12 protein-coding genes are annotated in these 13,568 nt (G+C 41.7%); 1 reads left to right on the top strand and 11 read right to left on the bottom strand.

Annotated features, from left to right (window positions below):
• Positions 1-48: 48 nt before the first annotated feature.
• The 6 genes from G6R02_RS00950 to G6R02_RS00925 form a co-directional block, all read right to left on the bottom strand.
• Positions 49-942, bottom strand: coding sequence for a glycosyltransferase family 2 protein (locus G6R02_RS00950; RefSeq protein ID WP_164667381.1), 894 nt, complete (start codon positions 940-942; stop codon positions 49-51).
• Positions 939-2,057, bottom strand: a complete 1,119-nt coding sequence (locus tag G6R02_RS00945) for a glycosyltransferase family 1 protein (protein WP_164667379.1) — start codon at positions 2,055-2,057, stop codon at positions 939-941. The genes G6R02_RS00950 and G6R02_RS00945 overlap by 4 nt, the downstream gene beginning before the upstream one ends.
• Positions 2,042-3,196, bottom strand: coding sequence for a glycosyltransferase family 4 protein (locus G6R02_RS00940; protein ID WP_164667377.1), 1,155 nt, complete (start codon positions 3,194-3,196; stop codon positions 2,042-2,044). Before G6R02_RS00940 ends, G6R02_RS00945 begins: the two co-directional genes overlap by 16 nt.
• Positions 3,197-3,241: 45 nt before the next feature.
• A complete protein-coding gene (locus G6R02_RS00935) occupies positions 3,242-5,068 on the bottom strand; it encodes a polysaccharide biosynthesis protein (RefSeq protein ID WP_164667376.1) in 1,827 nt (608 codons plus the stop codon).
• A 230-nt stretch (positions 5,069-5,298) separates the two neighbouring features.
• Entirely contained in the window at positions 5,299-5,958 is a 660-nt protein-coding gene (locus tag G6R02_RS00930; protein ID WP_164667375.1) for a CpsD/CapB family tyrosine-protein kinase, read from the bottom strand.
• Complete coding sequence (locus G6R02_RS00925; RefSeq protein WP_164667374.1) at positions 5,945-6,691, bottom strand: YveK family protein; 747 nt, start codon at positions 6,689-6,691, stop codon at positions 5,945-5,947. The genes G6R02_RS00930 and G6R02_RS00925 overlap by 14 nt, the downstream gene beginning before the upstream one ends.
• 587 nt (positions 6,692-7,278) lie before the next feature.
• Between G6R02_RS00925 and G6R02_RS00920 the strand changes: the two genes are divergently transcribed.
• The gene (locus tag G6R02_RS00920) at positions 7,279-8,277 is read left to right on the top strand and encodes an LLM class flavin-dependent oxidoreductase (protein ID WP_164667373.1); all 999 of its coding nucleotides are present in this window, start codon (positions 7,279-7,281) and stop codon (positions 8,275-8,277) included.
• A gap of 223 nt (positions 8,278-8,500) precedes the next feature.
• On the opposite strand, the gene wrbA is transcribed toward G6R02_RS00920, so the two are convergent.
• The 5 genes from wrbA to G6R02_RS00895 all read right to left on the bottom strand — a co-directional run bounded on the left by wrbA (position 8,501) and on the right by G6R02_RS00895 (position 13,430).
• Positions 8,501-9,109, bottom strand: coding sequence for an NAD(P)H:quinone oxidoreductase (gene wrbA, locus G6R02_RS00915; RefSeq protein WP_164667372.1), 609 nt, complete (start codon positions 9,107-9,109; stop codon positions 8,501-8,503).
• Positions 9,110-9,228: 119 nt separating this feature from the next.
• A complete protein-coding gene (locus G6R02_RS00910; protein WP_164667371.1) occupies positions 9,229-10,233 on the bottom strand; it encodes a DUF3231 family protein in 1,005 nt (334 codons plus the stop codon).
• Positions 10,234-10,302: 69 nt separating this feature from the next.
• Entirely contained in the window at positions 10,303-11,220 is a 918-nt protein-coding gene (locus G6R02_RS00905) for a pseudouridine-5'-phosphate glycosidase (protein ID WP_164667369.1), read from the bottom strand.
• A complete protein-coding gene (locus tag G6R02_RS00900) occupies positions 11,217-12,302 on the bottom strand; it encodes a carbohydrate kinase (protein WP_164667368.1) in 1,086 nt (361 codons plus the stop codon). Before G6R02_RS00900 ends, G6R02_RS00905 begins: the two co-directional genes overlap by 4 nt.
• A 117-nt stretch (positions 12,303-12,419) precedes the next feature.
• On the bottom strand, positions 12,420-13,430 hold the full coding sequence (locus G6R02_RS00895) for a DUF3231 family protein (protein ID WP_246202481.1): 1,011 nt from the start codon (positions 13,428-13,430) through the stop codon (positions 12,420-12,422).
• Positions 13,431-13,568 lie beyond the last annotated feature (138 nt).

Genomic DNA, 13,568 nt, shown 5'->3' with positions numbered 1-13,568 from the left:
CGGATTGTAAGAAATCGGCGAGTAAGCCGATTTCGTTTATATAAAAAATTACGAAGCGTTAACTGTCCGCGTTTTGGTTTTTATATACAGATACAATAAAAAACCGAATGGCATGGCAGCAATTGTCAGCAGTTTACTTGGTGTCTCCTGTAAAAATGCCCGGTTTCTGCTTATCAAACTGCTAGATACATAATGTATCGCCTGCCTGAATTTATATAACCCACCAGCAAAAGGCAATTTCATCAATTCTTTGCGGTAAAAAGAAAAGCCATTTGGATTCCTCATGTACTGGTGAAGCATATTCCGGGATGAACCATCGGGAAGGTATTCCACACAACATAGAACTTCATTCATTAACAGCATTTCGTAGTCTTTATCAAGCATGAAATACTTGTAAGCAAGCCCGACATATTTTTCATCCGGGAAGACTGGGTATGGGTATTTTTTTGTTAACGCTGACCGATAGACCAATTTTTTATCACCGGTAACCCGATGTTTGTTATACAGGTCAAACAGTGTTGACTGTTTTATGTGAACCGGTGATTTCGTACCGATTATTTGATTGTCACTGTCGGCGTCAAGTCCGATGATACCGCTGACATGGTCACCACCGTACATATTCCAGAAGGACAGTATCTTTTCAACTGCATCATCCGGCATATAGTCATCCGAATCGATACAAACATTTAACTCGGTTTCGATTAGTTCATATGCTGTGTTATGCGCACCATGCATTCCCTGATTTTTTTGATGGTGATAGTGTATTTGAATCTCGTTCTCTTCTATCCACGTGTTTACCATCTCGCTTGTATTATCGGTGGATCCATCATCAATAATTAACCAGATAAAATCCTTGCATGACTGCCTTTTGAGACTCTCATAACATTTATCAAGACAATATGCCCGGTTGTAGGCCGGGGTGAATACCGTTAACTTTTTCATATCGCTTGCTCTCCCAGTGATAAATAGGTTGTTTGTGTTTGCTCAGCCGTTTTTCGGATGTCATATCCTTTGTCAGCTAAAGCAGTCTGATCAATCGTTCGAGTGTGAAGTTCTTTTTCTAAATGGATAATACGCTTGACCCAGGCATTTCTATCAGTTAATGGAAGATGTTCCATCAGACCTGCCCCCATATCAACTTCTTTTGTGATCCTGTCAGAAACCAGACATGGCAGTCCTGCACCCTGCGCCTCGACCAGGGTAACCGGCAACCCTTCATGAATGGACGGGAAAATAAAAATATCAAATGCCTGCAACAGTGCGTTAATATCTTTTCGGATACCCAGTAATCTCACTTTGCTCTCAAGGTTCAACGATTTTATTTTTTCTTCAATGGCGTTTTTCAACGGTCCATCACCGGCCAGCAAAAGAACAGAATTTGGGAATTCCTTCTGTAAACCGGTAAATATATCAAGTAAAAACAAGTGATTTTTCTGTGATGCGAATCGGCCAACGTGTCCCAAAACCAATGTATTCTTTTCCAGATTTAATTCATTTCTTATCGATTCACGCGACGTCCGCGAAAACTGAAATTTATCTGTTTCTATTCCATTTTTCAGAATGAATGCTTTTCCGGACTGATTCGTAAACAACCAGTCCGCCGCTGCCAGCGAACAGGCAAAATAATGTGTTGCAGCAGACTTTATACGACTTCCTGCATACCATTTATAGGCCTTTGACCCAAATCCACCTTCACTTTCCGTATTATGACTATGAGCGATTCGCACCGGAACACCTGCTTTCCCGGCTGCTTTTAGGATGAAACCGCTCATTTTGTCCATATGCGAATGAACAATTCTGTACTCCGGGTGCTTCTGAAAGAATTGCCTCAGCTGCCGATTAAAGCCCGTATGCCCTGCTTCGGTAACATAAGGTATGCGGTGAATTCTCCCGCCTTTTTGACGGATTTCGTCATCAAATACTCCTTCTTTGCATGTGAGGAAATCAAACTGGACTTTTGATCTCTCAATATTTCGGTACAGATTCATAATCAGTGTCTCGGCACCGCCACGGTTCATATTTACAGCAACATGCAATACTCTTAATGGGCTGCCCACACGGTTTCCTCCTGTTCTACCATAAAAGATTGGTAAATCCGGCTTGTTTCTGCTAATACTTTTGTTGTACTGTACGTTGAAATAATGGCATCACGCCCGTTTAGTCCAAGCTGTTTTTTCATATCTACTGCGGTTGCGAGCGCTTTTATTTTTTTGGCGAATGCCTCCGCATCCCATTCGGCCAGCGTCCATCCGGTTTTATTATTTTGTACAAGTTCACGATGCCCCCTGTTCTCCATAGCCACAACAGGCAAGCCGCATGCCATCGCCTCCATGATATTAACGGGAAGTCCTTCACGGTAGCTTGAGGCGACCGCAATATCGCACATTGGCAGGAGCTGATCAATATCCTTTCTAAACCCTAGAAAATCAACCATATGATTAATTTCAAGTTTGCCAGCGAGCTCTTTGCATGTTTCCAGTGATGCCCCATCTCCAGCAAGCAGCAACCTGGCGTTTGGACATGCATCTTTTAGGTGAACCATCGATTGAAGCAGAAACTGCTGATTTTTATTTGTGTTAAATTCGGATGCGTTAAACAATAAAAAGTCATCGGCATGATAGCCAAATGACTTTTTCAGTTCAGCTTTATTATTTTCTTCCATCGGTTTAAAGCGTACCGTATCTACTCCGACACCATGGACTTTCTCAATTTTTCCGGCTTTGAACCGGTGTTTTTTGGCTAGTTCATAGTCCTCCTGATTAATGGTTATTAAACTGTCGGTATAGCGTGACAGAAACTTTTCAATTGGATAATAAATAAGCCAGTTGATCAGAGGTGATCCTTTACAAAAATGAAATCCGTGTGCTGTATAAATCAGTTTTGTCCCCTGCTTCCTGGCCTGACGTGCTGCCAACCGTGCCAATACTCCCCCCAAAGGTGTATGACAATGAATAATGGAATACTTATTCTGATTGATAATTTCCTTTAGCTGTTTATACGCCTTTATATTGGATCGGCTGAATGGAGAGCGTTCGATGGGAATATCGTATTTATTGTCTGTATACGGTAAATTGATATTGCCTGCTGCGGCGACATCAATGTCCCATCCCTGTTCTTTAAACCATTTCATATATGGTAAATGAAATGCTTTAAAATGATAATCAACGGTTGCGCAATACAGTATTTTCTTTTTCATTGGCATCACCTCCTTGGATGTTTGCTTTGAACCCGCAGTTTTCATTTAAATCGTAACCGCTGATTTAGATTCACGGGTTACTTCATTATTTGCCAGTTTCAGCAGTTGCTTGCGAAGTGTGTCTTTATTAAAGCTGGCATAGCTTGTTATGATTTTATCAATATCCTCCATATAGAGTTCCGTTGTTTTGCCGATATATATTTTTGGATAGACGTGCTGTTCGTGTATTTCATCTTTCTGCAGCAGCTCTTCGAAAAGTTTTTCGCCTGGTCGTATACCGGTGAATTCCAGTCCAATATCATCAATGGAGTTTCCGGACAGTTTGATCAGGTTTTTGGCGAGCTCCACTATTTTCACTGGATCCCCCATATCCAGAACGAAAATCTCTCCACCATCTGCAAGTGCACCTGCCTGAATAACAAGCCTTGAGCTTTCAGGAATGGTCATGAAGTAACGGACCATTTCCGGATGGGTTACTGTCACCGGACCGCCTTTTTCAATTTGTTTTTTAAATAATGGAATCACACTGCCTCGGCTTCCCAGTACATTACCGAACCGGACGGCAACAAATTTTGTTTTGCTGTTTTTATCCATATCCTGGATAATCATTTCAGCAAGCCGCTTTGATGCGCCCATCACGCTTGTCGGATTAACCGCCTTATCGGTTGATACCATGACAAACGTTTTTACGTGGTTCCAGCTTGCCGCTCTTGCTGTATTTCTTGTTCCGATAATATTGTTTTTAACCGCTTCTTCAGGATTTCGTTCCATTAGCGGAACATGTTTGTGTGCTGCAGCATGATAAACAACGTCCGGTTTATAGGTACGCATAACAGCCATCATCTTTTTCACATCCTGTACATCAGCGATTTCCGTTATAAATTCAACCTGGCTGGATGGAAAGATTTCTTTCAGCTCCATTTCAATCGAATAAATACTGTTCTCGCCATGCCCAAGTAAAATAAGCTTTTTTGGATTAAACTCCGAAATTTGCCGGGCTATCTCCGAACCGATGGAACCACCAGCCCCTGTAACCAGAACTACCTTATTCGTGATATATTCCGAAATACTTTCGATATCCATATCCACCGGGTCCCTGCCCAGAAGGTCCTCAACCTGCACATCACGGAACTGATTGACCGAAACTTTTCCCGTGATTAAGTCTTCCAGCAGCGGCAGAATTTTCGTCTGTGCTTTGGTTTTAGCACATTCCTGAAAAATGGCGTTCAGTTCCTTTTTGCTGAGTGACGGAATCGAGATGATTATATTATCAATGTTGAGTTCTTCCACACATTCGGCAATTTTTTTAATACCACCAATGACGGGTAGACCAAGAAGATCGAGATGATGCTTCCTCGTATCATCATCAATGAAAGCGACTGGCAGAAGATCACCCTCGTTATTTTTCAACAATTGCCGCGCCACCATCGTCCCTGCAGATCCAGCGCCAATGATTAATGTTCTGATTTTATTGTCATGCTTGTTCATGACCGTATCCCGGTACAGCCGCCAGACAAATCGTGATCCGCCAATTAAAAACATGTGAAGCAGCCAGGTTACTGCCAGAAGTCTGTAGGAAATTTCCTGTGTATAAAGATACTGAATGATAACTGCAGACAAGATTGAAAAAGTAACTATTTTAAAAATAATTAATAATTCCTTCGTGCTGGCGTATTCCCATATTTTTTTGTAGAGTTTATATCTTATGGAGAAAATATAGTGACAAAGAAGAATCGTTATGCAGCTAATTATCAGCGGCACAGTAATGACATAAATGCTTGCATTAACCAGAAAACTGCTGATAAAAATAGCGGTAAGTATAATACATGAATCGATAATGATGAATAGCGATAATCGCTGCCTGTATGTCACACGCATCCTCCTTTCCCATGAATTTTTTTATATGTAATGAAATGGGCATCCAACCCGCCCTCACACCACACTACCGACGACAGGCGTCTAAGGTTTATATTGGATAAACCCACAGCATGATCGAGTGCCTACATCGATAACGGCAAGTAGACATCACCTGAATTATTTCTTTATAACGCACTTTTAACATAATTTAATTCTTAATAGAGAACAAAATATGTAAAAAAATATTATTTTTCTATAATAATGGAGCCTACCAGGTTTGCCAGTGACAGCTCAAGCACTTTCCCTGCTTCAGCTGCTTTATCCATAGTAGTCTTGCCACGGGTCAGTACTAATACGACGCCATCACATTGATTCGCCAGGACCCTGGTTTCCGTTGACTGCAAAACAGCAGGAGAATCAATCAGCACCGTATCGTAAGCAACCCCTGCCCCTTGCAGCATCCTGGTCATGATTTCGTTACCAAGAACTTCCCCAGGGTTAAAGGTCATGGAACCACTTGTCAAAATGTCCAGTTTCCCAATTCCCGTAGCATAAACAGCCTCATCAAGCGTTGCATGTTCATGAAGTACGTCTGTTAACCCAAGCCTGTTTGGAACTTTAAACAGACTGTCAATAATCGGCTCTCTTAAGTTGGCATCGATTAATAGTACTTTTTCTTTTTGTTGCGCAAGGGATACTGCCAGGTTTGCTATTGTCGTTGATTTTCCCTCGCCCGCCCCTGGTGACGTGATAAGAAAGACTCTATTGTCCGTCTCTCCTGTCAGGAATGTAATATTTGTACGAATTGTTCTGAACTGATCGGACACGACAGAATCAGGATTTGAGTATGTGATAAGGTTTCGCTTTTTCAAATGAATTGCGTTTGTTCGTCTATTTAATATCAACTGTCTCACCTCTCTGTTTAAATTCCTGTTTTTGTTTATTATCACTCTTACTTTTGGTTTTTATAAATTTCTGCCTGTTCATGTTTGGAACAACCCCAATTACTGGAACACCCAAAATATCTTCAATTTCACTTTCTTTTCGCACCGTTCCATCCAGCGTATCAAGCAAAAACACCAATCCAATTCCCGTTAACAGCCCGAAGACCGATGCAACAATAACGATCTTATTTTGGCTGCTATTGATCGGAAACGGGTTTTCCTCGGCAGCGGACAGCAGCTGGACTTCTTTAAAATCAAGTATGTCTGCAATCCCGCTTTTAAATGATGCTGCGGTTGAATTTGCAATAGCAACAGCTAATTCCGGATTTGTATCAGTAACAGCGATCTTGATAACCTGTGAATCTTCTATTCGCGTAACCTGGATTTGATTCGCGATACTATCAGAACTCCGTGAAAGCTCCAGGTCGTTTTTAACCATCTCCATAATGATTGGGTCTTTAATCATGACCATCAGTGTTTTCATGTCGCTGTCTGAGCCTAAAATAATCCTTGTCGATGTCTGATAAAGTGGCACATTATTCATGTTGGTATAAAAATATCCAACTGAAGTGGCAATTACCGTCACAAGAATAATCACCCAAAACCGTTTTCTGATAACCTCGAAATATTCCTTTAAATTAATTTCTTTAACCGGCTTCCGTTCCATGTAGTTATTTTGTTTTAATCTGCTCAATAGAACCACCTTATATTTTCATAGGATTTTATATCTATATTCATGTGTTTCCTAAATATTCTTTATAGCGAACAATAGATTCAAAAAAATTTCCCCGCTTTGATAAGGGACTGTTTTCGTTATTATTTCTTATAATAGTTCTTTATAATGAACAAGTCAACGGTTAATTTAAAATATTTTTTATTTTTATTTAGGAAAACAGTAACTTTCAATTTCTTAATTAAGAACACACGAATTTATTGTATGGGTAAGGACACTTTTTTAGAACGAAAAACCATTTACGTGTTTCTTTTATTTTATCGGTGCCATAACTGTATAAGCTAATAATTGGACGTTGTTTGCTAATCGTCGTATCATTCTTCATAAGAAAAGAAAGCATAAAATATGAGGCGTTATTATGCTTGCGATATGGTAAGCCATGTCCAGCTCCAGCGCCCAGCAACTAGCAAACTTCACACTCCTCCACTACGATAAGTCAACATCGGCTGAGTCTTTGCGTGGCAACGCCGACCCACCCGCGATGCGCGGGCGCAGTTTGTACGTTGCTAAACGGGCGCTTACGCTTTTCTTAACAAGGAGTGAATGAGATGAGTAAAACATTTAATAATATTCCTTTATCCGTATTGGACCTGGCACCTGTACTGGAAGGCGGGAACCCGTCAGAGTCTTTTAAAAACAGTGTTGATCTTGCCCAGACCGTGGAAAAAGCCGGATTCCACCGTTACTGGCTTGCCGAACACCACAATATGCCGGGAATAGCGAGCTCGGCAACTTCGGTGATTATCGGCCATATTGCCGGGACAACAAACCATATGCGTGTCGGCTCCGGCGGCGTTATGCTGCCAAACCATGCATCGTTAGTGATTGCAGAGCAGTTCGGTACACTGGAATCGCTTTACCCGGGCCGAATCGATTTGGGTCTTGGCCGGGCACCCGGAACGGATCAGGTAACGGCATATGCACTGCGCCGGACGTTGAACCAGCGTGTCGAGGACTTTCCGATGCAGGTTGAAGAATTGCAGGGTTATTTTGCAGGAACAGAGCGTGTTAAGTCAGTGCCGGGAGAAGGACTGAACATCCCAATTTGGCTGTTGGGCTCCAGTGGCTTCAGTGCACAGCTTGCTGCCCAAAAAGGGTTGTCGTTTTCATTTGCAAGTCACTTTGCTCCGGATAACACAATCGGGGCATTGAAATTGTATCGTGATAATTTCCAGCCATCCGAAGTAATGGAGAAACCATATGCAATGCCTGGTGTGAATGTGATTGCCGCTGATACGGATGAACAGGCTAAGTACCTGGCCACCACCCAGCAACAGCAATTCTTAAGCATTCGCAGGGGACAGCCGATGAAATTACAGCCGCCAATTGAAAACATTGATGAAGTGTGGTCTGAAATGGAAAAAGCGGCAGTCGAGCAGTCGGTCAATTCCTTCTCGACGATAGTCGGCAGTAAAGAAACGGTACGCGATGGTCTTGAAGCGTTTCTCGAACAAACACAAGCTGATGAGATCATCATCAACTCTCAAATTTTTGACCAGGAAGCCCGAAAACGTTCGTATGAAATTATTGGTGAATTGATGGATTAAGACAGGGGGACTAGGCACCTTGTCTCATCGAATGAGGAAATCGCCGGAGTTTGGCGTGAAGTCGCCGAAGTTTAATTGTGAATCGCCGGAGTTTAGTGGAAAATCGCCGAAGTTCAAGATGAAATCGCCGAAGTTAACGCCTTCCTGAGTGAGACACGGGACCTGTCCCTATGGCCCGCTATAAAAAATCCGCAATCCTGATTAGATTGCGGATTTTTTATATTCAGCTTCCTGATATAATGCGTGAAGCTATGTCAACGGTGCGCTTGGCCTGATGTTTTACTGCGCCTGCAACATCTTCCACCATGTTGCCATCCTGGTCGACGGATACACTTGTTCCATATGGATTTCCTCCAGCACCAAATAATACCGGGTCCGTATATCCTGGAGTTGCAATGACTGCACCCCAATGCATCATGGATGTGTATAATGCAAGTAGTGTCGCCTCTTGACCACCATGCGGATTTTGGGCAGATGTCATCCCGCTAACCACTTTGTTAACCGTTTTACCGGATGCCCACAGTCCGCCTTGCGAATCTATAAACTGTTTCATTTGAGCAGCTAAATTACCGAAACGGGTCGGAACACTGAAAATAATCGCGTCTGCCCATTCAATGTCATCCGACTTTGCTTCAGGGACATCTTTTGTCACATCATGATGTGCTTTCCATGCCGGGTTTGAAGCAATTGCCTCTTCCGGTGCAAGTTCTGGAGCTTTTACTACTTTCACCTCAGCACCAGCATCCTTGGCACCTTCCTCTGCCCATTGTGCCATTTGATGATTTGTTCCGGTAGAGCTGTAATAAATTACTGCCAATTTTACATTTGCCATGTTGGTTGTCTCCTTTACAGTTAGTATTGAAAATGTCACACCTATTTTTCACAAAACTGTGTCCAACTATCCAAAATAAAAAGTCATCCCGGTAAAAATGGATAACTTTTGGACAGCAATTATTTTTCTTTTGCAATTTCATTTCTATTCGGGACAAGCGGCTGCTGTTCCAGCCACTTGTTTTGCACCATAATATTAAACCACTTTTTGGTAACCTTTAAATTCCTTAAAATGGTGGTTTCATAAGCAGCTAAAATGTCTGTTCGCATTGCTGACGCTATCCCCTTCCCATAATATTCCTGGGCAACCTGGGACAAAAATCCAATATGATACATTAATAACTTATCTGAAAACGGTGAGTCAGTTGAAACTGTTACCTCTGTTTCCCACGACTTGGAAACTGGCAAATTGTCTGCAGTTATAATTTTTGAAAAGGATTGGATGTTATTGTCAGCAACTTTAACGGCATCGGTCATAAACTTTCTTACTTCCTCTGTTTGAGCAACCTGGTTAAATGCGATACAAAGTGTTTTGGCTAATACGCTTTTTTTCGTACTAAGTGAAATACTTATGATTTCTGTTGAAGCTAAATGCCTACCTTTTCCAAGGAACCCGTCAGTAAATTCTTTGCTTGTAACAAACTCCCTGGATTTCGGAGGATAACAATAAGGGTCTCTTTGAAATTCCCCTTTCTCGAGCAAAAGATTGATTGTTTGATGGTACATTTTTTTCCCATCATCTTCACATGTATCATAAAAACGCCGTAAATCCTCTCTGACAGAAACACTAAAGGATGTTAAATGTCCGGCTAATCCGTGAATCGTCATGATATGTAAATAATTCAGGCAAAACATATCCGAAAATAACCGCTTTGCATCTTTATTAAGATCAGCTTCTGTAAATCCAATTGGAACCGGGAATCCCTCATTCTTTATAAATGATTCAATTTGTTTCTTTTGCTTTCCAAAGGTTTTAACAGCACTACGAAACAGGGACTTAATGGCTTTATCCTCAACAATGGATATCATATACCGGTTTACCATATCTGTCATTGTTCCATTTATATACTGCCCCCAAAGTGTTCCTATTTCGGAGGATGTCAGTTTTGCTTTTTCTGGACCCATATTTTCACCTCATTACTGGTATTACCAATTTAATGGAAATTATGAGGCTAAATATGGGCTTTTAAAAAATTATGATTCCATTCCTGCCAATTTCACAGCAATTTCTGCTCCAACATGCGCGTTATGTTTCACTAATGCAATATTGGCATCGAGGCTCTTGCCGCCAGTCAGTTCTTTTACTTTGCTGAGCATAAACGGGGTTACCTCTTTCCCGGAAATTTGCTGCTCCTGCGCTTCCTTCAGTGCCGTTTCAATAACAGCTGTTATGTCCTTTTCAGCCATCGCATATTCTTCCGGAATCGGGTTGGCAATGACAGCTCCACCGGTCAAATTTAAATCCCACTTAGCTTTCAGTGTGGAAGCAACTGTTTCGGCATCATCAGCCCGAACGTTAACAGGAAATGGGCTTGTCCGTGTGTAAAAGGCCGGTAATACATCTGTCTGATACCCCATAACTGGCACACCTTTTGTTTCGAGGTATTCCATGGTAAGACCAAGATCAAGAATCGATTTTGCCCCTGCACAAATAACCGCTACATCTGTTTTAGCAAGTTCCTCAAGGTCTGCAGAGATATCCATCGTTGTTTCTGCACCACGATGAACACCGCCGATTCCACCGGTTACAAACGTTTTGATCTCGGCCAGTTCGGCACAAATCATTGTAGCAGCTACGGTCGTCGCACCTTTTTTCCCGGTAGCCAGCAAATAAGGGAGATCACGGCGTGAAGCTTTGGCAACACCTTTACTGTTACCAAAGTCTTCCAGTTCATCATCATTCAGACCGATTTTGATTTTCCCATCCAGGATAGCTATTGTTGCAGGAATCGCACCATGGTCACGAATAATCTGTTCCACTTCGCGTGCTGTCTGAACGTTTTGCGGATATGGCATGCCATGTGAAATAATCGTGGACTCCAATGCTACAATAGGTTTTCTTTGCTCTTTCGCTGTACGAACTTCTTCTGATAGTGAAATATAATTTTTCATGATAACTCCTCCATATCTTCTTCCAATTTTAATGGTGATAAATCCTGACGAACGGTATGAGTTGACTGCAATGTTTTTGCAGCATTGACAATTCCGGCCCTGGTGCTGTCAACCAGGCTCTTCCCTTCAAACCACGCATACGTGACAGCTGATGAGAAAGCATCGCCTGCCCCGGTTACATCGACTATTTCACTTGTTTCAAGTGCAGGCACATGATAAATCCCTTCCTTCTCATTCCCGACTACTGCACCTTCTTTTCCGTTCGTTACCACTGCATTAACAACACCCGATTCCAACCATTTTTCAACAGCTTCCTGCGGGGTTAATTTATTGTCAAAATAAGCTTCTGACTCATCAAGATTCGTAATCATCCAGGTCAATCCATCCAATTCATCAGGAATATGCTTCATTTTCGGTGCTGAAACTGCCACGAAGATAAGTGGAATGTCACGTTTCTTGGCAAATTGGCATAAAAAAAGAAGTGTATCTTTTGGGCAATTTAAGTCAGCAAGGATGCATTTCGCCTGATGTAAAAGAGCGGTATGCTGCCCGATCCATTCCGGAATCATTAAATCAAAAACATCCATATCCGCCAATCCGAGAACAAGATCACCCGATTCATCCAAAACTGCAGTGTATGAGCCGGTTGATGTGTTTGAGAATTGTGCCACCTCATCAAGATTCATATATGGCGATGACTTCTCTGCGATATAATTCCATTCTGTGTCAGATCCGCTAACCGTAAGCAATGTCGCATCCATCCCCAGCCGTCCCAGGTTTTCGGCAATATTCCGTGCGACGCCGCCAGTGGTTTGTGTTGAGCGTATTGGGTTGGACGTTCCTAATTGAAGTTTATCCTTAATATAAAACTTTCTGTCTACATTGGCACCGCCGATACAAAGGATCTGCTTCAAATCATTTAATACGTATGCTTTCCCCCGTATATACCCCTTTTTCACCAGTCCTGAAATAAGATTTGCAATAGAGGGACGGGACAACCCCAATGATTCTGCCAGTTCCTGCTGCGATATGTACGGATTTTGTTTAATTAATTCTACAATCTTTTGTTCCTTTTCGTTCATCATGTCACCACCTTTTATAAACTTATGTTTGTCCTTTAAACTTATGTTTATATTATACACACGAACTGGAACCTGGTCAATTTTAAAAACCACGCTCATTGTAAACGTGGTTTCACTTTACTTATCCTTCGACAATTTCGTTCTGTCAACCATTTGTGGTGGTTCCTCTGTCCATCCGTATTTAATCATGAGGTTTCCTCCGTCACTCGCAAAGTTGAAAATATCCTTACCAGCCATTGCCATTTTCAGCGGCAAATCATTTCTCAGGGAAAAAGAAGTACCTAAAGCACTGCTCCCTAATCCAAAGGTGCTTAACAGAGACGTATTATACATGAAAAGCTTATCTGAAAATGGAGCAGTGGTAGAATCAGTAACCAATCCGGCTGATGTTGTTGGTGCATTAATGTCACTATCCATTAACACATTACTGAATTTTGATATTATCGATTTAGATATTTCTTTTCCTCTAAAAAAATATTTGCGGATTTCTTTTTCCTTAGCCACTTGAGCGGCACCTGTCATCAGCTTCATCCCTGTCACATTTGACTCGATACCCTGATAAAGATAAGCAACTTCTACCATGTTTAATGATCGTCTTTGCCCTGACAGTTTAAAGCCATCACGATAATCCTTTTCCTTGGCGAACGCAACATGGTCAGGTGCTGTAACAGCTGGTGATTTGGAAAGCGCTCCTCTATTTAGTAACAGTTGTGTCGTTTTTTCACAGTTTTCTTCTGCAAAGGCCGAAAACTTTTTGTACAGGGCCATAATATCGGCCCGATAAGTCATCGACATATGCAATGCATGGATTCCCGTAGCAATTTTCATCATCATACGTAAATACTGGGCATGATAAATATCATCAAACAATCGTGGTGCATCCGGGTACACATCGTTTTCAGTGAAAGCAACAGGAACTGCTGCTCCCTCCTGTTTGAAAATGTCAGCTATTTCATTTACAAATTCCTTTTCCTTGTCAAGAAATGTTTGCAATATTTCTGTTATTTCAGGATCCTGGTTTATCGACGCAAAACGCCCAATAACCTGAACCATCATTGATTTCTTTTGATAGACAACCCAAAGTGTTGCATATTCTGATGAAACTAATGGTACTTGTTTACTTTCCAAATTTTCTCTTCCTTCCTTTACCGAGTCTATATCTGTACATTTACCATTCCCTTCAAGTTGATTTTTATTTATTACACCTCTGTTAAACAGTTCCGGATGCTTACTTTTTCACAAAAAAACCACGCTCCCTCAGAACGT

Source organism: Virgibacillus doumboii (genome assembly GCF_902806455.1).
GTDB lineage: Bacteria > Bacillota > Bacilli > Bacillales > Amphibacillaceae > Lentibacillus > Lentibacillus doumboii.
This window is presented reverse-complemented; position numbering and strand designations above follow the sequence as displayed.

Excerpts from the sequence above, each read along its gene's own strand:
- G6R02_RS00950 (WP_164667381.1), bottom strand. The coding sequence starts at position 942 with ATGAAAAAGTTAACGGTATTCACCCCGGCCTACAACCGGGCATATTGT.
- G6R02_RS00940 (WP_164667377.1), bottom strand. The coding sequence starts at position 3,196 with ATGAAAAAGAAAATACTGTATTGCGCAACCGTTGATTATCATTTTAAA.
- G6R02_RS00920 (WP_164667373.1), top strand. The coding sequence starts at position 7,279 with ATGAGTAAAACATTTAATAATATTCCTTTATCCGTATTGGACCTGGCA.
- wrbA (WP_164667372.1), bottom strand. The coding sequence starts at position 9,109 with ATGGCAAATGTAAAATTGGCAGTAATTTATTACAGCTCTACCGGAACA.
- G6R02_RS00910 (WP_164667371.1), bottom strand. The coding sequence starts at position 10,233 with ATGGGTCCAGAAAAAGCAAAACTGACATCCTCCGAAATAGGAACACTT.
- G6R02_RS00905 (WP_164667369.1), bottom strand. The coding sequence starts at position 11,220 with ATGAAAAATTATATTTCACTATCAGAAGAAGTTCGTACAGCGAAAGAG.
- G6R02_RS00900 (WP_164667368.1), bottom strand. The coding sequence starts at position 12,302 with ATGAACGAAAAGGAACAAAAGATTGTAGAATTAATTAAACAAAATCCG.